Consider the following 20,683-nt stretch of genomic DNA (forward strand, 5'->3'; position numbering starts at 1 on the left):
GGCTGAGGCGTCAGGGAAGCGGCGTATTCCGCGTGCCCAGCCGTGAGGTGTCGACCGTGTCGTGCGCTCCGCGGAGGACGCCCATGAGGAACCCCAGGCCCCAGGAGAGGTGCATGGTCGGCAGGACGGCGAGCGTCCACATGCGCTCCCGAGGGCTGCGTGGAGGATCCGCGGGGCGAGCGGGAATCAGGGCCATGACGATGACCAGCGCCGCGTAGGCGACGAGGGGCAGATAGACCGCGGAGGCGATCACGGAGCCGAGACCGGAGAGCACCCCGGTCAGCTGCAGGACGCCGACGACGACCGCGAGTGCCAGAATCACGAGCAGCGCGGGCGGGGCGAAGAAGCGGACGCCGTTGCTGCGGCCGTAGCGGCGCACCAGTTCGCCGCGCCAGGCGCCGGTGGAGCGGAACTGGCGTGAGAGCCGGGTCCAGCTCTCACGCGGCCAGTAGGTGACGGCGAGCTGCGGATCGAACCACACGGTGTGACCCGCCTGGCGGATCCGGAGGTTGAGCTCCCAGTCCTCGCCACGGCGGATCGACTCGTCGAACAGGCCGACCTCGTCGAGCACGGTGCGCCGCATGACGCCGAGGTAGGCGGACTCGGCCCTGCCCTCCTTCGTCCCGCCGTGATAGCTGCCGCCGCCGAGTCCGACCGGGGAGTTGTACGCGCGGGCCACGGCGGCCTGGAACGGCGTGCGCCCGTCGGCGCGCATGACCCCGCCGACGTTCGCCGCTCCGGTGCGCTCGAGCGTGGCCAGGGCGCGCGCGGCGTATCCCGGCGAGAGCTCGGAGTGCGCATCCACGCGGATGACCGTCGGATACCTGCTCGCCCGGATGGCGGCGTTCAGGCCGACCGGGATGTCGGCGGCAGGGTTGTGCACGATCCGCAGCCGCGGCTCACGGGCGGCCAGGCGCTCTGCGAGCGCGGTGGTGCCGTCGGAGGAGGGGCCGAGCGCCAGCACGAGCTCGGTCGGGCCGTCCACGTCCTGCGCCAGGGCCGACGCCACGGCGTGCTCGAGGTACGCGCGTTCGTTGAGCACCGGCATCACGAAGGACACGCCCGCGCCGGACAGCGGGGCGCCCGCGCCGGGGGAGGACGGTTCGCGATGGTTCACCCGTCGATCCTTTCACGTCGCACCTGCGCGCCCCCAGGGTGCCCGTGCCGGGCGCGCCGGACTACCAGCGCCCGCCGTTCTTCCAATACTGTCCGATGTCCTCGAGCGGACGGCCCTTGGTCTCGGGCGCCAGCCACGCCACGAAGAAGAACGCGATGATCGCGATGACGCCGAAGACGGCGAAGGTGCCGGCGCCGCCCAGGGCGTTCAGCATCGTGAGGAAGAACGCTCCGACGATGACGTTGGCGACGAGGTCGCTCGTCAGCATGACGCTCGCGCCGAGGGAGCGCAGATGCGCGGGCATCGCCTCGCCGGCGTACACCCAGACCAGGGATCCGAACCCGAACGTGAAGCCGGCGGTGAACAGGACGAGGCCGATGAATCCGGCGATCGTGAGCGCGCCGTCGAAGTGGCCGCCGCCGATCGCGAACACGATGACGAGCAGCAGGTTGGCCAGCACCATCGTGCCGATGCCGATGAGCAGCACGGGACGGCGACCCATCCTGTCGATCACGAGCAGTGCGATGAACACCGCGACGAGGCCGGCGACCTGCACCAGGGCGGAGAGACCGAGCTTGACGATGTCGTCGGTGAAGCCCATGGCCTCGAAGATGCGCGGGCTGTAGTACACGATCGCGTTGATGCCGGTGAGCTGCACGAAGAAGCCGAGGCCCACGACGAAAAGCGTCGCGCGGAGGAAGGGCTTGCGCAGCAGGTCCCGCCAGGACGTGGCGTGCGCGGACGCGAAGCCCGCAGTGATCGTCTCGATCTCCGCATCGACGTCGACCTCAGGACCCTCGATCCTGGCCAGAGTCGCGCGGGCCTCCGCGGTGCGGCCCTTCATGACGTACCAGCGCGCGGTGTCGGGCAGCCGGAGCAGCACGATCGTGATGATCACGCCGGGGATCGCCGCGAGCCCGAGCATCCAGCGCCAGCTCTCGGTGGGCGCGAGCGCCATCGCCACGAGGTAGCCGAGGATGATGCCGGAGACGGTGGCGACCTGGTAGAGCACGAGGAATGCGCCGCGCGAGCGGGTGGGGGCCGACTCGGCCACGAACACCGGCACGACGACCACCGAGATGCCGATCGTCAGGCCGAGCAGGAACCGCGCGACCACGAGCACCCACAGTGCGGGGGCCACGCCGGAGAGGAGCGAGAACAGCGCGAAGCACGATGCGACGGCGACCATCGTCGGCTTCCGGCCGATCCTGTTCGCGAGCGCCCCGCCGAACAGTGCGCCGAGGATCTCGCCGACGACGACCGTGGTGGTGACCCACGACTGCGCGGCGGCGTCGAGGTGGAAGTCCTTCGCGAGGTACAGCATCGCGCCGCCGATGTTCGACGAGTCGTAGCCGTAGATGATGCCGACGGTCGCGGCGGCGACGCCGACGAGGAGCGCCAGGCGGGTCGTGCGGCCGTTGCCGGTCAGTGCCGAGCTCATGGTCCCGTCCTTCTTTCAGGTGTCTCCCAGGGAGGGCATTCGAGCGTACACCGGGGACGCGCGGCTCAGACGACGAACCGCCATACGTACTCCAGCCCGTCCTCGGGGCGGAACCAGGCGAGGGTGATCACGATGTCATCGACATCCGCATCGCAGAGGCACACCTCCATCTGGTCGCCTCCGCGCACGTGTCCCCAGAGCTGAGTGCGACCCGGATCGGAGGAGGCGCGGGCGAAGACGCGCACGAAGCGGATCTCTCCGCCGCCGTTGGTGATCATCGGGTGCGTCCTGTCACGCCGGTCGACGGCCCAGGGAACCGGATACGCCGACTCGGGGAGTCGAGCCGAGGGTGGGTCGGGGGAGCGGTTCATGTCCCCACGCTAGGAGCGGGCGCCGACGATCGCGGCGACAGATCCCCCGCGGCGACGAGGGCTGTGCAGAGCTTCCCCGCTCGGGGAATTGTGCGGATCGGTCAGAGCTGCTCGCCGGGCGGCGAAGGATGCAGTTCCGGACCGGGGCCTTCCGGAGCGGAGATCGGAGCGGGCTTGCGGCGCACGACCTCGGCGGCCTTCCGGCCGACGACGCCGACACCCCGCGCGGCACTGCCGGCGGCCCCGGCGACCGCGGTTCCGGCCAGCTGCGCACCGCGCGCGATCCGGCGTTCGATGCGCTGCGCGCCCGGCACCGGTTCGAGCTCGGCGGGCAGCGACTGGGGAGGAAGCCCGAACGCACGACGCGAGCTGGTCAGCACGCGTCGGCCGAGCACGTGGTTGCCCGCACCCCCGATCACGGCGCCGACGCCGAACGGCAACGCCTTGCCCAGGAGGGACGCGCCGCCCACGCCGGCGAACTGCCTGATCAGCATGCTCTTCAGCCGGTCGGCCAGCGGCCCGACTGCGGCACGCGGCAGCGACTTCGTCACGAGCTCGCCCCAATAGGCGGATCTGCCCAGCCCCTTGCCGCCGGCCTGACCCGCGAGCTGGCGGATCAGGTCGACCCCCTCCTTGCCGAGCATGAGGGTCATCACGAGAGCCCTTGCCCGGTCGGGATTCGTCACGGTGATGCCGTGCACCTCCGCGATCGACTGGGCGAACAGAGCCGTCGTCTCGACGAACCCGGCGGTCTCGACGCCGGACAGGGCGAGCGTCACCCCCGTGCCGATCCCCGGGATCACCGCCGTCGCTCCGACGGCCGCACCCCCGGTCGTGACGGCGGCGAGGTAGCGGCGTTCGAGCAGGGTGATGACCTGCGCCGGGGTGGCGTCGGGGTGGCGCAGGCGGATGCTGCGGATGTGCGCGAGCACGAGCGGCCGCTGCACGGCCAGGACGCGATCGAGACCGCGGATGTGCATCGGGTGCTCCGAGGAACCGGCAGGCGGGACTCCGCCCGCCCACGGCGCATCGTCGGGCAGGGAGTGGATCCGGTGGATGGCCTTGTCGTCCTTGCCTTCTTTTCGCCCCATGGAGCAGAGCCTATGTCCGCGGCGCTGCGAGAACGCCCGCAACGCAGAGAGCCCGTGCACGCGACGGGCGCGGCACGGGCTCTCTGTGTTGCAGGCGAGGGTCAGACGAACAGGTTCGCCCGCTCCAGGTCCTCGGCGAAGTCGACCTCGACCGCGTACAGGTCGGAGATGTCCATCGGCTCCAGCAGCAGGCCGTTCTCGACGATCGCGAGCTCGAGGCCGCGCTCGAAGTAGTCCTGGTCCTCCACGCGCTGCAGCTGGCGCATGAACGCCTGCTTGTCGCGCGAGGAGATGTAGTTGATGCCGACGGCTTCGCCGATGCCGCCCTTGACCGTCTTGGAGAGCTCCTTGATGTAGCCCTCGGCATCGACGGTGTACTTGACCTCTTCATCGCTCACCTTGGCGGTGTTGACGGTGACGAACGACTGGTCGCGCTCGATGAAGGAGATCGCGCGACCGAGGATGCGCGGGTCGAACACGACGTCGCCGTTCATCCAGAGCACGCCCTTGCGGCCGGTCGCGGCGAGGCCGCGCAGCAGGCTCTTCGACGTGTTGGTCTCGTCGTAGCGCTCGTTGTGCACGTAGTTCACATCGGGGAACGCCTCGATGATCGTCTCGGCGCGGTAGCCGACGATCGTCGTAATGCGCACGTCGTCGCCGAACGCGGCGTGGATGTTGTCGTGCTGCTGCCGCATGATCGAACGCCCGTCGTTGAGCTCGGTCAGCGGCTTCGGGAGGGAGCGCCCGAGGCGCGAGCCCATCCCGGCAGCGAGAATGATGGTCTGAAGAGTCACAGAAATGCTCCTGTTACTTGTGTTCACGGTTACGTCACCGATGGGACACTTCCTCGTGCCGGTGATCATGCTATCGACCGACCCTGAGCGGATCATGGTCAGAATGGGCGCGATGCCATTCCGTTATCGACTGCTCGGTTCATTCCCAGGTTCGGCATAGGCGACATTCGATGCTTCGGATCCCGTCACTTCGGGTCGTCGCCCGGGTTCGCGGGCTCGTCGGTTGCTACCGTGAAGGGCATGACCGGAGCACCCAACGATCCTCGCGCGCCCAAGGACTCTTCCCCGCCCACAAAGGCCCGTCGTCCCGCGTCCGCCAGCCCTCGGGCGACGGCCGCGCAGACGGCGCGCGTGAAGGCCGAGAGCCAGGCCTCCGCGGCGCGCGCCGTGGCCGCCAAGCGCACGGCCGCCAGGACGAGCGCCGCGCGCACGGCGGCGGCGAAGTCCGCAGCAGAGAAGGCCGGCGCCGCGAAGGCGGAGGCGGCGGCGGAGGACGCGAAGGAGTCCGCTGCCAAGGTCGCCGCGGTCAAGGCCGCGGCGCCGCGCACCGCACGCGCACCGCGGGCGACCAAGACCGCCGCGACGGCGAAGCGCACGGCCGCGACGGCGAAGAGCGAGGCCGCAGCCACGGGCACCGAGACGTCGGGGGGCGTCACGGACCCGGAAGCGAGCGAGTCCGCGCCGAAGCGCACGACGACCGCCCGGACCGCGCGCACGACGGCGGCGAAGACCGCGGCCGCGAAGACGACGGCCGCTGCTGCGAAGACGACCGCGGCGAAAGCCGCCGCGGAGAAGACGACGGCTGCGAAGAGCACCGCGCCGAAGACGACGGCCACGAAGCGCGCTCCGCGGGCGAAGGCCGCAGGGGGAGCGCGGACGGCACCTGCTGCCGTGGCCGCGCAGGCCGCGGCTGCCGTTCTGGAGGTGGTGAACCCGCCCGTCGTCGCGGAGCCCGCGATCGAAGCGGTCGAGGACTCGGGCGCAAAGCCCTCCCCACAGCCCGCCGACACGGGGCATGATGCTCCTGTGGACAGCGAATCGGGGGCGGCGGGATCCGCCACGAGCGGAGCCGCGGATGCCGAGCCGGTCGCGGCGGAGGTCGTCGAGGCCGAATCCGTCGCGTCCACGGTCGCCGTCATCGAGAACGAGGATGTCGCGACCGAAGAGGTCGAGGCCGAGACCGCACCTGCGGAGGCGATTGAGGATGTCGTGGAGGATGCCGCCGCGGTCGCGCCGGATCCTGCTGCCGACGTCGACGGGCAGGCGCTCGTCGTGCGCGGCCTCGTCAAGCGCTTCGGCGACGCCGTGGCGGTGGGGAGCATCGACCTGACGGTGCCCGCCGGATCCTTCTACGGGATCGTCGGCCCCAACGGGGCGGGAAAGACCACGACTCTGTCGATCATCGCCGGCCTGCTGCGTCCCGACGAGGGCACCGTGCGGATCAGCGGGATCGACCAGACCGCCGATCCGGCTGCCGCGAAGCGGGCGCTCGGCGTGCTGCCCGATCGCCTGCGCACCTTCGACCGGCTGACCGGGCGTCAGCTGCTGCACTACTACGGGCTGCTGCGGGGTCTTCCCTCGGACGTCGTCGAGAAGCGCGTCGCCGACCTGGCCAGGGCGTTCGATCTCACCGGCGCGCTCAGCCGCGTCGTCTCGGACTACTCCGCCGGAATGACCAAGAAGATCATGCTCGCAGGCGCCATGATCCACTCGCCGCGCGTGCTGGTGCTGGACGAGCCGTTCGAGTCGGTGGATCCGGTGTCCTCGGGAGTCATCCTGGACATCCTGCGCGCCTACGTCGCGCACGGCGGCACCGTCATCCTCTCCAGCCACGGCATGGATCTGGTCGAGCAGGTGTGCGCCCGGATCGCGATCATCGTCGGCGGCGAGGTCCTCGCCGAAGGCACGGTCGACGAGGTGCGGGCGGGGCAGACCCTCGAGCAGCGCTTCGTGGAGCTGTCCGGCGCGGGCGCCGAGGTGGAGGGGCTCGAGTGGTTGCACACGTTCTCCGACTGAGGCTCATGCTGGCGCTCGGCGCGCTGCGCGGCGACCGCAGCCGGGTCGCGCGGACCATCGTGGCACTGCTGCTCGCCGCCGCGGCGACGACGGTGGCGGTGGTCGCCATCCGCAGCCTCGCGCAGACCTCCGAGGCGGCCGCGCACACGGTGATCGTGCTCGGCAGCTCCGCCGTGGTCCTCGGCTTCTTCGTGGCGCCGATCCTGGCGGGATCGGTCGACCAGCTGGATCCGCGTCGCTTCGTGGTCTTCGGCGTCGACGAGCGCCGGCTTCCGGTGGTCCTCACCCTCGCCGCCTTCGTGAGCGTGCCGAGCCTGGCGCTGCTCGTGGTGGAGGCAGCCGTGGTGACCGTGGCGATCTCGTTCGGGGTTCCCTGGATCCTCGCGGTGCTCTCCGGGCTGCTCACCCTCGCGACGGCCGTGCTGGCCGCGCGGGTCGGGATGGCGCTGAGCGCGCGGCTGCTGCCAGAGCGCCGCTCCCGCGAGCTCACGTCGCTGTTCGCACTCGCCGTGATCGTCATCGCGGTGCCGGTGTGCGTGTTCGTGGCTTCTCTGGGCTGGGCGGGCGCGGTTCCGCCGGTTCTGCACACCGTCGCAGGGGTGCTCGGCTTCACGCCGCTCGGCGCGTCCGCTGCGATGCCGTTCCTCGCGCTGTCCGATCACGGCGGCGGGGTGTGGGGCGCGGCGATCGTCGCGGTGGCGACTGCGGCCATCGTCACGACGGGGTGGCTGGCGCTCGCGCGTCGGGCGCTGAGCACGACCGAGCGGCCCACCGCGGTGCGCGAGCGGCCGGGGCTCGGCTGGTTCGCTCTGCTGCCGTCGAACGCCTTCGGCGCCGTGGCTGCGCGCAGTCTCGTCTACTGGCTGCGCGACCGCCGCTACATCATGAACTTCGTGATCGTCCCGATCGCGGGCGTGCTGACGATCGTCCCGCTGCTCGTCGCCGGCGTGCCGCTCGAGATCGCGGCGGCGCTGCCGGTCGCGGTGATGGCGCTGTTCTTCGGCTGGCTCCCGCACAACGACGTCGCCTACGACTCGACCGCCTTCTGGATCCACGTTGCGAGCGGGGTGAGGGGAGTGCCGGACCGGCTCGGCCGTCTCATCCCCGTCCTTCTGATCGCCGTGCCGACCCTCGCCGTGGCGATCCCGGTCACACTCGCGGTGATCGGGCGATGGACCCTGCTCCCGCTGTTCATCGGCGTGGTCGCGAGCCTGCTGCTGTCGGGTCTCGGCCTGTCCAGCATCCTGTCCGCGGTCGCGCCCTATGCGGTCTCGCGCCCGGGCGACAGCCCGTTCCAGCAGCCGCAGCGTGCCCGCGGCGGTGTGCTGGGGCAGGCGGGGACGCTCCTGGGCGCGGCCGTACTGAGCCTGCCGGCGCTGCTGCTGGCCTGGCCCGCGCTGGCGGATGACCAGGTCTCCACGGCGCCCGTGCTCTGGACCGGACTGCTGGTCGGGGCCGCGGTGCTGTTCCTCGGCGTCCAGATCGGAGGCCGGACGTTCGAGCGCCGCGGCGCGCAGCTGATGGAGTTCGTCGAGACGGTGTGAGAGATCCGCGCGATCGCGGCGCCGGTCGGCCTGGGCGCGATTAGACTCGCGGTCATGAGTACCCCGCTGGATGCCCCGGACCAGGGCGGCGTCGCCACCCTCGATCGCGAACTCGAGCAGCTCCTCAACGAGGAGCTGCAGGAGCCGGGAGACCACGAGCGGTTCTCCCATTACGTGAAGAAGGAGAAGATCCTCGAGTCCGCTCTGACCGGCAAGCCCGTGCGGGCGCTGTGCGGCAAGAAGTGGACTCCGGGACGGGATCCGGAGAAGTTCCCGGTGTGCCCGACCTGCAAGGAGATCTACGAGTCGATGGTCGGCTGACGTCAGGCGACGTCAGGCGACGTCGACGAACTCGGTCGGGATCGCCGGATCCGACTTGCTGAGCGCGAGGGCGCGCACCGGCAGCTCCTCGCGCACTTTGAGGTGGTGCTCCCGCGCGGCGACGGTTCCGGCCGGTCCCTCGTACGCGGTGTCGATCTCCCCGCCCTCGACGAGGGTCACCTGGAGCGCCCGCCCGTCCGAGCTTTCCTGGACGCCGAGTTCCTCGAAACCGTCCGCGACGAGCACGCGCTCGGACTGGGCGACGCCGTCGGCGAGGATCCGGAACGCCGCCTTGCGGCCGCCCTTCGAGGCCTTGTCCGCCGAGGCCTTGGCCACGGCGACCCAGCCGCCGTCGGATCCCTGGCGCGCCACGAGCTTGTAGACCATGCTCGCGGTCGGGTATCCGGATCCGGTCACCACCGACGTGCCGACGCCGTAGGAGTCGACGGGGGAGGCGGCGAGGGCGGCGATCGCGTATTCGTCCAGATCGCTCGTCACGGTGATCTTCGTGCCGATTGCGCCGAGCTCGTCGAGCTGTGCACGCACCTCGGCAGCCATGATCGGGAGGTCGCCGGAGTCGATGCGCACCCCGCCCAGTTCCGTGCCGGCCACGCGGATCGCCGTCTCGACCCCGCGACGGATGTCGTAGGTGTCCACGAGCAGCGTGGTGCTGGTGCCGAGCGCGTCGATCTGGGCGCGGAAGGCGTCCTCCTCGCTGTCGTGCAGGAGCGTCCAGGAGTGCGCGGCGGTGCCCATGGTGGGGATGCCCCAGGTGCGGCCGGCCTCGAGGTTGCTGGTGGCGCCGAACCCGGCGATGAAGGCGGCACGGGCGGCGGCGACCGCGGAGTCCTCGGCGGCGCGTCGGGAGCCCATCTCGGCGAGCGGGCGTTCTCCGGCGGCGATGCTCATGCGGCTGGCGGCGGTCGCGACGGCGGAGTCGTGGTTGAGCACGCTGAGGGCCAGGGTCTCCAGGATCACGGCGTCGGCGAACGTGCCCTCGACCGTGAGGATCGGGGATCCGGGGAAGTACAGCTCGCCCTCGCGGTAGCCGCGGATGGTCCCGGAGAAGCGGTAGCCCTCGAGGTAGCGGTGCGTGGCCGCATCCACGACCTTCGCATCGCGCAGGTAGCGCAACTCGTCCTCGCCGAACCGGAAGTCGCGCAGCAGCGAGAGCAGGCGCCCGGTGCCGGCCACGACGCCGAACCGCCGACCCCCGGACAGACGCCGGGAGAACAGCTCGAACACGCTCTGGCGCGCGGCGGTGCCGTCGCGCAGCGCAGCCTCCAGCATCGTGAGCTCGTACCGATCGGTCTTCAGGGCGCTGGACGCGGTCATGGCGATCAGCATACGGGCGGCGGGCCGTCCGAAGCGCGAGGACGCGTGCGCCCGACTAGGCTGGAGCATCATGAACGACGCGCCGATCGGGATCTTCGACTCCGGGGTCGGCGGGCTCACCGTCGCGAGGGCGATCAGGGCGCAGCTGCCCAGGGAGTCGTTCGTCTACATCGGAGACACCGCGCACTCGCCCTACGGGCCGAAGCCCATCGCCGACGTGCGCCGCTATTCGCTCGAGGTGCTCGACACGCTCGTCGATCAGGGCGTGAAGATGCTCGTGATCGCCTGCAACACGGCGTCCTCGGCGATGCTGCGCGACGCGCGCGAGCGCTACGACGTGCCCGTCGTCGAGGTGATCGGCCCCGCCGTCCGCCGGGCGATCTCGACCACCCGCAACGGCCGGATCGGCGTGATCGGCACGGTCGGCACGATCGGATCCCGCGCCTATCAGGACATGCTCGAGGTGAACGAGAACCTCGCGGTGTTCGCGGCGGCGTGCCCGCGCTTCGTCGAGTTCGTGGAGGCCGGCATCACCGACACCCCTGAGGTGCTCCGGGTCGCGGAGGAATACCTGGCGCCGCTGCGCGACGCGGACGTCGACACCCTCGTGCTCGGCTGCACGCACTATCCGTTCCTGCGCGGTGCGATCGGCTACGTCATGGGGGAGGGCGTCTCGCTCGTCTCCAGCGACGACGAGACCGCGGGCGACGTCTACCGCCAGCTCGTCCGCGGCGATCTCCTCGCCTCCGCCGACGCCAGCCCCAACTACGTGTACGAGGCGACCGGTGCGTCCGCGGACGACTTCACCGCCCTCGCCAACCGCCTGATGGGCCAGGAGGTGCGGGGCGTCCGGCTCGTGCAGACCGGCGTCATCGACCTTCCCCACCTCAAGGAGATCCCATGACCGAGTCCACCATCCGCAAGGACGGCCGCACCGTCGACCAGCTCCGCCCCATCACGATCGAACGCGGCTGGAGCGCCCAGGCGGAGGGATCCGCGCTGATCAGCTTCGGGAACACGAAGGTGCTGTGCACGGCGTCGTTCACGAACGGCGTGCCGCGCTGGCTCAGCGGCAAGGGCAAGGGCTGGGTCACCGCCGAGTACGCGATGCTGCCGCGGGCGACGAACGAGCGCAACGACCGGGAGAGCGTGAAGGGCCGCATCGGCGGTCGCACGCACGAGATCTCGCGCCTGATCGGCCGGGCCCTCCGCGCGGTCGTCGACACCAAGGCGCTCGGCGAGAACACGATCGTGATCGACTGCGACGTCCTGCAGGCCGACGGCGGCACCCGCACCGCGGCGATCACCGGAGCGTACGTCGCGCTGGCCGACGCGATCGAGTGGGGCCGCCGCAAGAAGTTCATCGGGCAGAAGGCCCAGGTCCTGCACGACTCGGTCGCCGCGGTCTCGGTCGGCATCATCGACGGCGAGCCCATGCTCGACCTGGCCTACGTCGAGGACGTGCGCGCCGAGACCGACATGAACGTGGTGGTCACCGGCCGTGGTCTGTTCGTCGAGGTGCAGGGCACGGCCGAGGGCGCGCCCTTCGACAAGCGCGAGCTGGACGCGCTGCTCGAGCTCGGCGTCAACGGCTGCGCCGATCTGCGCGACCGCCAGCTCACGGCGCTCGCCGAGGAGCAGGCGTGAGGATCGTCCTCGCGACGCACAACGCGCACAAGATCGCGGAGTTCGGGCAGATCGTGGCGGCCACACGTCCCGATCTCGAGGTCGTCGGGTACGACGGGCCGGAGCCGGTCGAGGACGGCGTGACGTTCGAGGAGAACGCGCTCATCAAGGCGCGCGCCGCGGCCGCGCACACCGGCCTCGCGGCGCTCGCCGACGACTCCGGCATCGCGGTGGATGTGCTGGGCGGCTCGCCAGGGGTGTTCTCCGCCTACTGGGCGGGGCAGAAGAAGGACGACGTCGCGAACCGGGAGCTGCTGCTGGATCAGCTGCGCGACATCGCGGATCCGCATCGCGCCGCGCACTACGTCAGCGTCATCGCGCTCGTCCTTCCGGACGGACGCGAGTGGACGGTCCGCGGCGAATGGCCGGGCCGCCTCGCGCACGCCGCTGTCGGCGACGGCGGCTTCGGCTACGACCCCGTGTTCCTGCCGGAAGGACAGGCCGGCGCCGAGCGCACGGTCGGCGAGTTCGCGGCAGAGGAGAAGCAGTCGCAGTCGCACCGTGCCCGCGCCTTCGTGGCGCTGGTGCCCCTGCTCGCCGAGCTCTGAGGCTGCGCCGCCGACGTGCGGCGCAAGTGAGAATCATCCCCATTCCCGACTAGGCGAAAACGCCTCCGACCGGGGGATCCCGGCTCTACCCTTGATGCATGCACGACCACGCACCCGCCACGGGGATCCGCTCATCAGGCCACCGCCGTCTGCTCGCGATCTCACTGACGCTCACGTCCTTGATCATGATCGTGCAGGTGGTCGGTGCGATCCTCAGCGGGTCCCTCGCGCTGCTCGCGGACGCGGCGCACATGTTCACGGACGCCTCCGCCCTCGTCATCGCCCTCATCGCGAGCGCCGTCGCCGCGCGCCCGGCCGATGACCGGCGCACCTTCGGCTATCAGCGCGCCGAGGTCTTCGGAGCGCTGATCAACGCGATCATCCTGATCCTGCTCTCCGCGTGGGTGGCGTTCGAAGGCATCACCCGGCTGGTGAATCCGGGAGAGGTCGAGGTCGCCGGATCCCTCATGCTGATCGTCGCAGCGGTCGGCCTGGTCGCGAACGCGATCTCGATGTGGCTGCTCAGTGCGGCGCAGCGGGAGAGCATCAACGTCCGAGGCGCGTATCTCGAGGTCATGGGGGACCTCATCGGATCCGCCATGGTCATCGTCGCGGCGATCGTCATCATCACGACCGGCTGGATGCCCGCCGATGCGATCGCCTCGCTCGTGATCGCCGCCATGATCATCCCCCGCGCGATCGCACTGCTGCGCGAGGTGTTCTCCGTGCTCGCCGAATCGGCGCCGAAGGGCACCGCCGTCAGCGAGATCCGTCAGCATCTGCTCGGCTATGCCGGCGTGACCGGGGTGCACGACGTGCACGTCTGGCAGCTCACGCGTGGCGCGCCGGTGTTCACGGCACACGTCTCGGTGCAGCCTGCGGTGCTCGCCGACGGGGGAGCGGCAGCGCTCCTCGTCCAGATGCAGACCTGCCTCGCGGAGCACTTCGACGTGGAGCACTCCACATTCCAGATCGAGCCCGATGAGAGTGGCGCCGGAAACGCCGGAGACTGCGAGGCCGTGCACGCCTGAGGCCGCACGTCTGAGCCCGGGGGTCAGGACTCGACGACGACCTCGTCCGGCCGCTTGTCGGGACGGAGCCCCCGCCAGCGGGAGTGCCGCAGCACGCCGTCGTCGGTCCAGTTCGCGAACTCGACCTCTCCGACGAGTTCTGGGCTCACCCACAGCGCGTCAGAGGCGTCCGCGACGGGGACGCCGTCGACGGAGGGCGACGGCGTGCGCAGCGCCTCCAGCCGCGCGCCGAGATCCTGCAGCATCCGGTCGGTGAAGCCCGTGCCCACCCGGCCGACGTAGCGCAGTCCGGACGGCAGCCCGGGTTCGGGGATCGCGAGCAGCAGGGATCCGATGCGCCCCGTGCGGTCGCCCTTGCCGGGACGGATGCCGACGATCACGACCTCCTGCGCCCGGGTGAGCTTGATCTTCAGCCAGCGCGGGGAGCGGCCGCCCGACGCGTAGGGCGAGGCGGGATCCTTCACGACGACCCCCTCGAGGTCGAGTGCGGCGCTCGTGGCCAGGGCGGCGTCGACGTCGTCGAACACCGGCGGCACGAGCACCGGGGCGGGCAGATCCGTGGCGATCTGCTCCAGGAGCTCCCGGCGGTCCCGCAGCGGAAGCGGGGTGAGGTCGTGGCCCTCCAGGTGCAGGAGGTCGAACAGGTGGTAGCGCACGGGGGTGCGGACGACTTCGCGCTCGATCTCGCGCGCCCGGGTGAGGTGCATCCGGTCCTGCAGGCGGTGGAAGCTCGGCCGGCCCGCCGAATCCAGCGCCACGATCTCCCCGTCGACCACGGCCTCGCCGACGGGGAATCCCGGTGCGCCGTCCGCGGTGAGCTCGGGGTAGCGGTCGGTGATGTCGGTGCCGCTCCGGGCGCGCAGCCGGAAACGGCCGTCCGACCAGGTGCCGATCGCGCGGATCCCGTCCCACTTGATCTCGGCCCAGCCGAGGCCCCGGGCCGTGCCGGGGGTCCCGTGCTCGGCCAGCATCGGGGAGTACATGGGGACGGGGGATCCGTCCCCGGCGGCGGTGGCTCCGTCTAGCGTGGCGACAGTCGTTTTGGGGCGCGGAACCTCGTTTTGGGGCGCGTCCCGCACGGATTCTGTGGTGCGGCGCGCCCCAAAACGGTGATCTGTGCCCCGAATCGGGGCGTCAGCCGCCGCCGTGGCGGCCGCTGTAATCGCCGCGAACGGATCCAGGCCCCTCCCGGCGCGCTCGAGCACCTCGTCGAACCGCAGCTGGCGGAGGTCCGGATCCTCCAACTCGGCCCAGGTGCGCGGGGCGGCGACCCACGGCTGCGGACGTCCGCGCAGCGAGTAGGGCGCGATCGTCGTCTTCTTGCCGTTGTTCTGGCTCCAGTCGAGGAACACTTTGCCTGCGCGCAGGGTCTTCGTCATGACGCTCGTCACAAGGTCCGGGCGATCGGCTTCGATCGCCCGCGCGAGGGCGTGCGCGAAGGCGGAGATCTCGTCGCTCGTGCGATCTCCCGGGAGATGCGCGTACAGGTGGATCCCCTTGCTCCCGCTCGTGACGGGCACCGCATCCAGACCCATGCCGGTGAGGATCCCGCGGGCGAGCAGCGCGACTTCGGCGCACTGCGCGAGCGTCACGCCGGGGCCCGGATCCAGGTCGAGCACGAGGCGGTCCGGGTCGCCGCGGCCGCCGTCCGGGGCGAAGCGCCACTGCGGAATGTGCAGCTCGATCGCGGCGACCTGCGCCATCCAGACCAGCGTCGCGACCTCGTCGACGAGCGGATAGTCCTTCGCGCCGCCGGAGTGCGGGATCTCCTGACGGGGGATCCACCCCGGCGCGCCCGGTTCGAGTTGCTTCGCGAAGAAGGACCCCTGCGGATCCGCCGCGGTGCCGACGCCCTCCACCCAGCGCTTGCGGGTGACAGGACGGCCGGCGACGACGGGCAGCAGCTGCGGGGCGATCCGCGCGTAGTAGTCGATCACCTCGCCCTTGGTGGTCCCCGTCTCGGGGTACACCACCTTGTCGAGGTTCGTCACGCGCAGTCGCCGCTCTCCGATGCGCACGAACTGCGGGCCGTCTGCCATGTGGGTCACAGTAGTGCGCACGGAGGTATCCGTCGTGAGCGCCGGTGGTGTGTACTGGTGCCATGAGGACGATCTGGAAGGGCTCGCTCACCTTCGGCCTGGTCAACGTGCCGGTCAAGGTGTACTCGGCGACGGAGGACCACGACGTCTCGCTGCACCAGGTGCACGACGCGGACGGCGGGCGGATCCGGTACAAGCGGGTGTGCGAGATCTGTGGAGAGACCGTCGCCTACTCGGAGATCGACCGGGCGTACCAGGACGAGTCGCAGACCGTGGTGCTGACCAAGGACGACCTCGAGTCGCTGCCCGCCGAGCGCAGCCGCGAGATCGACGTCGTGGAGTTCGTGCCTTCGGACCAGGTGGATCTGCTGACGCTGGACAAGGCCTACTACCTCGAGCCGGATTCCACGTCGCCCAAGGCCTATGTGCTGCTGCGCAAGACCCTCGAAGCCACGGACCGTACCGCGATCGTGCGCTTCACGCTCCGCCAGAAGACACGGCTCGCGGCCCTGCGGGTGCGCGGCGACGTGCTCGTGCTGCAGACCCTGCTGTGGGCCGACGAGGTGCGCGAGGCCGACTTCCCCGCCCTGCAGGAGGAGGTCACGGTCTCCGACAAGGAGCTGGAGCTGTCGGCGTCGCTCGTCGACGGGTTCTCCGCCGACTTCGATCCGAGCGCGTTCGTCGACGAGTACCAGGTCGAGCTGCGCACGCTCATCGACGCCAAGATCGAGAAGGGCGAGGCCTTCGAGACCGAGGAGACGTTCGCGCCGGCCGAGAAGGGCGGCGAGGTCATCGACCTGATGGAAGCGCTGCGGGCGAGCGTCGAGAAGTCGAAGGCCGCGCGGGCCGAGGCGTCCGGCAAGGGCGTCGCGGACGGAGCCGCCCGCGACGCCGGCTGAGCCCGGCTCAGATCTCCGGCTCGACGGCGGGGACTCCCGCCGCGGACTCCTTCTTCGCCTTGCGGCGCTCGTTGAAATAGTGCCACACGGTGACCGCGAGCGTGAGCGCGACGACGCCGAGCAGGATCACGTCGATGTACTTGGTGACGAGGTCCGCGATCCAGGGGATGTACGCGATCAGGTAGCCGACGTACGTGAGCCCGAAGCCCCAGATGAGTGCGCCGATGAGGTTGTACAGGCTGTAGTTCCGCCACGGCATGTGCCCGACGCCCGCCGCGACAGGCGCGAAGGTGCGCACGACCGGGACGAAGCGGGCCAGGATCACGGTCAGACCGCCGAAGCGCTCGAAGAAGTGGTTCGTGCGCTCCACGTTCTTCCGGCTGAACAAGCCGGACTCCTTGCGCTCGAAGACCGCGGGGCCGCCCTTGTGCCCGATCAGGTAGCCGACCTCGCCGCCGAGGAACGCCGCCAGTGCGATCAGCAGGCCGACGGCCCAGATCTCCACCCCGAACACGTGGTTGGTGTGGGTCAGCAGGCCCGAGATGATCAGCAGCGTGTCGCCGGGGAGGAGGAACCCGATGAGCAGGCCCGTCTCGGCGAAGATGATGAACAGCACCACGGCGAGTGCCCAGGGGCCGGCGCCGTTGATGATGACGTTCGGGTCGAGCCAGGGGATGAGGGCGGCGTGGTGCACAGGTGGTTCCCGTCCGTGGAGTCGTCGCTGGTGGTCTTGCAGCGGCGCGCAGTGCGCCGTCCGTCCGCGGGATGCGGCTTGAGTTGAATTCTATGGTGGCGCGGGTGTCGCGCGGCTGGGAGAGGGCTCCGACCACGGCGGGGCTATTCATCTGATAATTTAGATATGTGAGTGCAGATGATCGCGTACTGGTGGATCGCGTGTATCGCGCCGTGGCGAATGAGACCAGGCGCGAGATCCTCGCACTCCTCAAGGATCCGGAACGGAGCTTCGGGCGCGAGCGGTACGCGGACCAAGGTCTGGACGTCGATGCCGGAGTGTGCGTCCAGGACATCCAGAAGGCGATCGGGCTCTCCCAGTCGGTGACGTCGACCTACCTCAAGAATCTCCAGGACGCGGGACTGCTGCGGTCGTTCCGGGCGGGGCGCTGGACGTACTACCGCCGCGATGAGGACGCCATCCGCGAGTTCGCCGAGCGCGTGAGTCGCTCGCTGTAGTTCGCTCCAGCCGCCTGTCCGCCTGAACGGCTCTCGCCGGCAGGGGCTTCCGTCATGCGCTCCTTGTTCGCGTTTTACATCTATTTATCTATATATATGGAGGCAACATGAGACGTGGATTGTCGATGACGGCGCTGTCGATGGGGGTGTTCGGCATCATCAGCACCGAGATCGGGCTTGTGGGGGTGCTGCCCCTGGTGGCCTCGCGCACCCATGTCTCGGTGGCCGAGGCGGGGCTGCTGGTGAGCGTGTTCGCCGTGGTCGTCGCGGCGAGCGGGCCGTTCGGCGTGCTGCTCACGGAACGGTTCGACCGGAAGAGTGTCCTGCTCGTCGCGATGGGCGTGTTCGCCCTCTCCAACGCGGTCTACGCGGTCTCGGAGAGCTTCCCGGTGCTCGTCGTGTTCCGGATCCTCCCGGCCCTGATGCATCCCGTCTATTTCGCGTTCGCCCTGACCGCCGCCGGCAGCATGGCTGCGCCCGGCAAAGCGGCGGGGGCGGCGGCCCGCGTCTTCGCCGGCGTCACGCTGGGGTTCGCGTTCGGAGTGCCGGCGATGTCGTTCCTCGCGGACCGCTTCTCCCTCCCCGTGGCTTTCGCGGCGGCCGGAGTCGTCAACGTCCTCGCCCTGGTGGGGATCGCCCTGTGGGTTCCCGCCCTGCCTGCCGCCGGAAGAACCGCGGCGCGCGTTTCGGTGGGGACCCTGCGACGGCCCCGGGTGTGGCTGCAGCTCGCGACGGTCACGGCGATCTTCGTCGTGATGTTCTCCACGTACAGCTACTTCGCTGATCTGCTCGGCACGGTCGCAGGTATGCCGGGACCGATGGTCAGCGTTCTCCTGCTGGTGTTCGGCGTCGTCATGGTCGGGGGGAACTTCCTCTTCGCGCGGCTGATCGCGCGCGGCCTGCGAGCCACACTCCTGGGCTTCCTGCTCGCGTACGCGGTGCTCTACGTCGTGCTCGCTCTGGTGGCCCCCTGGGCCTGGGCGATCGGCCTGCTCGTGATCCCGTGGAGCCTGGTGCATTCCGGCGGGCTGCTTCTGGGCCAGAGCCTCATCGCGGGAGAGACGTCCGATGCGCCGGAGTTCGGCAACAGCCTCTTCGTCTCCTCATCGAACATCGGCGTGGCTCTCGGCTCCGCCCTCGGAGCGTTGAGCATCAGTGTGACCGGCGTCCGGTCCGTGCTGATCCTCGGAGCGGTCGCGGCCCTGCTGTCGCTGGTGCTGGTCCTGGCCGTGCGGTCGCCGACCCGGCGCGCGGAGGTCGATCTTCGCGCGTGAGACGCATGAGGGGGCAGCCAGGCGGCCGCCCCCTCATGCTTTCGTGCGGAAGGTGGGACTTGAACCCACACGCCCGAAGGCACAGGAACCTAAATCCTGCGTGTCTACCGATTTCACCACTCCCGCGAGCGCGACCAGTCTATCGGCGGCGCGTCGGGGTCTGCCGGGCGGGTCGGCCGTCGTCAGTGCGCGGCGACGGGAATCGGATTCGTGGCGGTGGGCGCGCCTGCGCCCGCGGTGTCGGGCCGCGCGGATCCGCGTCGGGCGAGCGTCGCTGCGGCGATCATCACGACGAGCGCCAGTGCGGTGATCCCGGCGCCGATCCAGATGGGGGAGGTGTATCCGAGTCCTGCGGCGATGCCGACTCCGCCGGCCCAGGCGCCGAGGGCGTTGCCGACGTTGAATGCGCCGATATTCGCACCGGAGGCGAGCGTCGGGGCCGAGGACGCGTAGCCCATGACCCGGGACTGCAGGCCCGGCACGGTGCCGAACCCGAAGCCGCCCATGAGGAACAGGGCGATGGTGGTCGCGGGGCCGTTCGACGCGACGAGCGCGAAGCCCGCGAGCACGACGACGAGGGCCGCGATGAAGACGATGAGGGTCGCGTCGATCGACCGATCCGCGGCCTTGCCGCCCGCCCAGTTCCCGAGGAACAGGCCGAGGCCGAACAGTACGAGCAGCCAGGGCACCATGCCCGACGCGAAGCCGCTGACCTCGGTGAGCGTGTACGCGATGTAGGTGAAGGCGCCGAACATGCCGCCGTAGGCGAGCACCGTCACGGTGAGGGAGAACCACACCTGGCTCGAGCGGAAGGCGCCGAGCTCGTCACGCAGGCGGGTGGGCGCGATGTCGTGCGTCGCAGGAACGAGCAGGGCGATCCCGGCGAACGCGACGACGCCGATGATCGCGATCGCCCAGAACGTCGCGCGCCAGCCGAACTGCTGGCCGAGGAACGTGCCGAAGGGGACGCCGAGCACGTTCGCAGCGGTGAGGCCGGTGAACATGATCGCGATCGCCCCCGCCTTCTTCGCGGCGGGTACGAGTGAGGCGGCGAGGACGGATCCGATCCCGAAGAATGCACCGTGCGTGAGGGCCGCGATGATGCGGCCGACCATCGCGAGGCCGTAGTCGGGGGCGAGGGCGGTGAGCGCGTTGCCGATGATGAAGAGGACGATGAGGGCGAGCAGCACGGGCTTGCGGGGGAGGCGCGTGGTCGCGGCGGTGAGGAACAGCGCGCCGACGACGACGCTCAGCGCGTAGCCGGAGATGAGCCAGCCGGCGGCGGTCTCGGTGACGGCGAAGTCGGCGGCCACCTCGGGCAGCAGGCCCATGATGACGAACTCGGTGAGGCCGATTCCGAAGGCGCCGAGGGCGAGGGCGATCAGGCCGAGAGGCATGGAGGGGCTCCTGGTACAGTGAGATAGTTGCAGGCGCGGGATTTCGCGCGAGTGAACACAATGCTTGCACGCGCAAATAGAAAGCGCAAGCAACTACTTGAGGAGGGTCCATGGGCATCGCCGATGACGCCGTCGAGATCCGCGCCCGCGGGTGGCGCACGATGGCTGCCCTGCACGCCATGATCGAGGCCGAGCTGGAGCGCGCCCTGTCGGCCGAGGCGGGGCTCTCGGTGGTCGAGTACACCGTGCTGGAGGCGCTGGACCGGCAGGACGGCTGGCACATGCGCATGCAGCAGCTGGCCCGAGCCGCCGCGCTCAGCCCGAGTGCGACGACCCGCCTGGTGAACCGGCTCGAAGACAGGGGACTGCTCACCCGCATCCTCTGCGTCGACGACCGGCGCGGGATCTACACCGAGCTCACGCCGAGCGGTCGGGAGCTGTACGAGCGCGCCCGTCCGGTGCACGACGAGACCCTGGAGCGCGTGCTCGCCGATGCCGCGGAGCAGCCCGAGCTGCTGCCGATGGTGGACGCGCTGCACGACGTCGCCCGCGCGGGCTGACACCTGTCAGACGCGCGTCCGGCGCGCT

Annotated in this window: 20 protein-coding genes and 1 tRNA gene; 11 read left to right on the forward strand and 10 right to left on the reverse strand. The window is 70.3% G+C overall.

Annotation, left to right across the window (positions count from 1 at the left end; translation table 11 throughout):
* Positions 1 to 10: 10 nt before the first annotated feature.
* The 5 genes from RS86_RS10980 to RS86_RS11000 form a co-directional block, all read right to left on the reverse strand.
* Positions 11 to 1,048 carry a glycosyltransferase family 2 protein gene (locus RS86_RS10980; RefSeq protein WP_045272367.1) on the reverse strand — a complete coding sequence of 346 codons (1,038 nt, stop codon included), beginning with the start codon at positions 1,046 to 1,048 and terminating at the stop codon, positions 11 to 13.
* Positions 1,049 to 1,178: 130 nt separating this feature from the next.
* Positions 1,179 to 2,558, reverse strand: a complete 1,380-nt coding sequence (locus RS86_RS10985) for a sugar porter family MFS transporter (RefSeq protein ID WP_045272267.1) — start codon at positions 2,556 to 2,558, stop codon at positions 1,179 to 1,181.
* Positions 2,559 to 2,623: 65 nt separating this feature from the next.
* Complete coding sequence (locus RS86_RS10990) at positions 2,624 to 2,929, reverse strand: hypothetical protein (RefSeq protein WP_045272268.1); 306 nt, start codon at positions 2,927 to 2,929, stop codon at positions 2,624 to 2,626.
* Positions 2,930 to 3,030: 101 nt separating this feature from the next.
* On the reverse strand, positions 3,031 to 4,020 hold the full coding sequence (locus tag RS86_RS10995; protein ID WP_045272269.1) for a hypothetical protein: 990 nt from the start codon (positions 4,018 to 4,020) through the stop codon (positions 3,031 to 3,033).
* Positions 4,021 to 4,121: 101 nt separating this feature from the next.
* On the reverse strand, positions 4,122 to 4,814 hold the full coding sequence (locus RS86_RS11000; protein WP_045272270.1) for an NTP transferase domain-containing protein: 693 nt from the start codon (positions 4,812 to 4,814) through the stop codon (positions 4,122 to 4,124).
* 240 nt (positions 4,815 to 5,054) lie between these two features.
* Between RS86_RS11000 and RS86_RS20810 the strand changes: the two genes are divergently transcribed.
* Genes RS86_RS20810 through RS86_RS11020 form a run of 3 tightly spaced genes read left to right on the forward strand, consistent with a single transcriptional unit; the run spans position 5,055 to position 8,695 of the window.
* Entirely contained in the window at positions 5,055 to 6,830 is a 1,776-nt protein-coding gene (locus tag RS86_RS20810; protein ID WP_200892791.1) for an ABC transporter ATP-binding protein, read from the forward strand.
* Entirely contained in the window at positions 6,806 to 8,374 is a 1,569-nt protein-coding gene (locus RS86_RS11015) for a hypothetical protein (RefSeq protein WP_045272271.1), read from the forward strand. Before RS86_RS20810 ends, RS86_RS11015 begins: the two co-directional genes overlap by 25 nt.
* Before the next feature lie 54 nt (positions 8,375 to 8,428).
* Positions 8,429 to 8,695 (forward strand): DUF3039 domain-containing protein, encoded by a 267-nt coding sequence (locus RS86_RS11020; protein WP_045272272.1) that lies wholly within the window; start codon positions 8,429 to 8,431, stop codon positions 8,693 to 8,695.
* A gap of 12 nt (positions 8,696 to 8,707) precedes the next feature.
* On the opposite strand, the gene RS86_RS11025 is transcribed toward RS86_RS11020, so the two are convergent.
* Entirely contained in the window at positions 8,708 to 10,030 is a 1,323-nt protein-coding gene (locus RS86_RS11025; protein ID WP_045272370.1) for a nicotinate phosphoribosyltransferase, read from the reverse strand.
* A gap of 70 nt (positions 10,031 to 10,100) precedes the next feature.
* Here RS86_RS11025 and murI point away from each other — a divergent pair, with 70 nt between their 5' ends.
* The 4 genes from murI (at position 10,101) to RS86_RS11045 (ending at position 13,295) form a co-directional block, all read left to right on the forward strand.
* Positions 10,101 to 10,934 carry a glutamate racemase gene (gene murI, locus RS86_RS11030; protein WP_045272273.1) on the forward strand — a complete coding sequence of 278 codons (834 nt, stop codon included), beginning with the start codon at positions 10,101 to 10,103 and terminating at the stop codon, positions 10,932 to 10,934.
* Entirely contained in the window at positions 10,931 to 11,677 is a 747-nt protein-coding gene (gene rph / locus RS86_RS11035; RefSeq protein ID WP_045272274.1) for a ribonuclease PH, read from the forward strand. Before murI ends, rph begins: the two co-directional genes overlap by 4 nt.
* Positions 11,674 to 12,264, forward strand: a complete 591-nt coding sequence (rdgB, locus tag RS86_RS11040) for an RdgB/HAM1 family non-canonical purine NTP pyrophosphatase (RefSeq protein WP_045272275.1) — start codon at positions 11,674 to 11,676, stop codon at positions 12,262 to 12,264. Before rph ends, rdgB begins: the two co-directional genes overlap by 4 nt.
* Positions 12,265 to 12,362: 98 nt before the next feature.
* Complete coding sequence (locus RS86_RS11045) at positions 12,363 to 13,295, forward strand: cation diffusion facilitator family transporter (RefSeq protein WP_045272276.1); 933 nt, start codon at positions 12,363 to 12,365, stop codon at positions 13,293 to 13,295.
* A gap of 23 nt (positions 13,296 to 13,318) precedes the next feature.
* Here the strand turns inward: RS86_RS11045 and ligD are convergent, their stop codons facing one another.
* On the reverse strand, positions 13,319 to 15,334 hold the full coding sequence (ligD, locus tag RS86_RS11050) for a non-homologous end-joining DNA ligase (protein ID WP_045272277.1): 2,016 nt from the start codon (positions 15,332 to 15,334) through the stop codon (positions 13,319 to 13,321).
* Positions 15,335 to 15,396: 62 nt separating this feature from the next.
* Here ligD and RS86_RS11055 point away from each other — a divergent pair, with 62 nt between their 5' ends.
* Complete coding sequence (locus RS86_RS11055) at positions 15,397 to 16,233, forward strand: Ku protein (protein ID WP_045272278.1); 837 nt, start codon at positions 15,397 to 15,399, stop codon at positions 16,231 to 16,233.
* A gap of 7 nt (positions 16,234 to 16,240) precedes the next feature.
* On the opposite strand, the gene RS86_RS11060 is transcribed toward RS86_RS11055, so the two are convergent.
* Positions 16,241 to 16,927 (reverse strand): DedA family protein, encoded by a 687-nt coding sequence (locus tag RS86_RS11060; protein ID WP_045272279.1) that lies wholly within the window; start codon positions 16,925 to 16,927, stop codon positions 16,241 to 16,243.
* A 167-nt stretch (positions 16,928 to 17,094) separates the two neighbouring features.
* On the opposite strand from RS86_RS11060, the gene RS86_RS11065 reads away from it, so the two are divergent.
* Both RS86_RS11065 and RS86_RS11070 read left to right on the forward strand, forming a co-directional pair.
* Entirely contained in the window at positions 17,095 to 17,424 is a 330-nt protein-coding gene (locus RS86_RS11065; RefSeq protein ID WP_045272280.1) for an ArsR/SmtB family transcription factor, read from the forward strand.
* A 107-nt stretch (positions 17,425 to 17,531) separates the two neighbouring features.
* The gene (locus RS86_RS11070) at positions 17,532 to 18,698 is read left to right on the forward strand and encodes an MFS transporter (RefSeq protein ID WP_045272281.1); all 1,167 of its coding nucleotides are present in this window, start codon (positions 17,532 to 17,534) and stop codon (positions 18,696 to 18,698) included.
* 44 nt (positions 18,699 to 18,742) lie between these two features.
* Here RS86_RS11070 and RS86_RS11075 read toward each other — a convergent pair.
* Positions 18,743 to 18,824, reverse strand: a tRNA-Leu gene (locus RS86_RS11075).
* Positions 18,825 to 18,880: 56 nt separating this feature from the next.
* Positions 18,881 to 20,095, reverse strand: coding sequence for an MFS transporter (locus RS86_RS11080; RefSeq protein ID WP_045272282.1), 1,215 nt, complete (start codon positions 20,093 to 20,095; stop codon positions 18,881 to 18,883).
* Between the two features lie 110 nt (positions 20,096 to 20,205).
* On the opposite strand from RS86_RS11080, the gene RS86_RS11085 reads away from it, so the two are divergent.
* Positions 20,206 to 20,655 (forward strand): MarR family winged helix-turn-helix transcriptional regulator, encoded by a 450-nt coding sequence (locus RS86_RS11085; protein WP_045272283.1) that lies wholly within the window; start codon positions 20,206 to 20,208, stop codon positions 20,653 to 20,655.
* The last annotated feature ends 28 nt before the right edge of the window (positions 20,656 to 20,683 follow it).

The sequence above is a fragment of the Microbacterium azadirachtae genome, from assembly GCF_000956505.1.
Lineage (GTDB): Bacteria > Actinomycetota > Actinomycetes > Actinomycetales > Microbacteriaceae > Microbacterium > Microbacterium azadirachtae_A.

Coding starts and splice junctions, on each gene's coding strand:
- RS86_RS10995 (WP_045272269.1), bottom strand. CDS start 4,020: ATGGGGCGAAAAGAAGGCAAGGACGACAAGGCCATCCACCGGATCCAC.
- RS86_RS11045 (WP_045272276.1), top strand. CDS start 12,363: ATGCACGACCACGCACCCGCCACGGGGATCCGCTCATCAGGCCACCGC.
- murI (WP_045272273.1), top strand. CDS start 10,101: ATGAACGACGCGCCGATCGGGATCTTCGACTCCGGGGTCGGCGGGCTC.
- RS86_RS11025 (WP_045272370.1), bottom strand. CDS start 10,030: ATGACCGCGTCCAGCGCCCTGAAGACCGATCGGTACGAGCTCACGATG.
- rph (WP_045272274.1), top strand. CDS start 10,931: ATGACCGAGTCCACCATCCGCAAGGACGGCCGCACCGTCGACCAGCTC.
- RS86_RS20810 (WP_200892791.1), top strand. CDS start 5,055: ATGACCGGAGCACCCAACGATCCTCGCGCGCCCAAGGACTCTTCCCCG.
- RS86_RS11070 (WP_045272281.1), top strand. CDS start 17,532: ATGAGACGTGGATTGTCGATGACGGCGCTGTCGATGGGGGTGTTCGGC.
- RS86_RS10990 (WP_045272268.1), bottom strand. CDS start 2,929: ATGAACCGCTCCCCCGACCCACCCTCGGCTCGACTCCCCGAGTCGGCG.
- RS86_RS11080 (WP_045272282.1), bottom strand. CDS start 20,095: ATGCCTCTCGGCCTGATCGCCCTCGCCCTCGGCGCCTTCGGAATCGGC.
- RS86_RS11020 (WP_045272272.1), top strand. CDS start 8,429: ATGAGTACCCCGCTGGATGCCCCGGACCAGGGCGGCGTCGCCACCCTC.
- RS86_RS10980 (WP_045272367.1), bottom strand. CDS start 1,048: ATGCCGGTGCTCAACGAACGCGCGTACCTCGAGCACGCCGTGGCGTCG.
- RS86_RS11085 (WP_045272283.1), top strand. CDS start 20,206: ATGGGCATCGCCGATGACGCCGTCGAGATCCGCGCCCGCGGGTGGCGC.
- RS86_RS10985 (WP_045272267.1), bottom strand. CDS start 2,558: ATGAGCTCGGCACTGACCGGCAACGGCCGCACGACCCGCCTGGCGCTC.
- ligD (WP_045272277.1), bottom strand. CDS start 15,334: ATGGCAGACGGCCCGCAGTTCGTGCGCATCGGAGAGCGGCGACTGCGC.
- RS86_RS11055 (WP_045272278.1), top strand. CDS start 15,397: ATGAGGACGATCTGGAAGGGCTCGCTCACCTTCGGCCTGGTCAACGTG.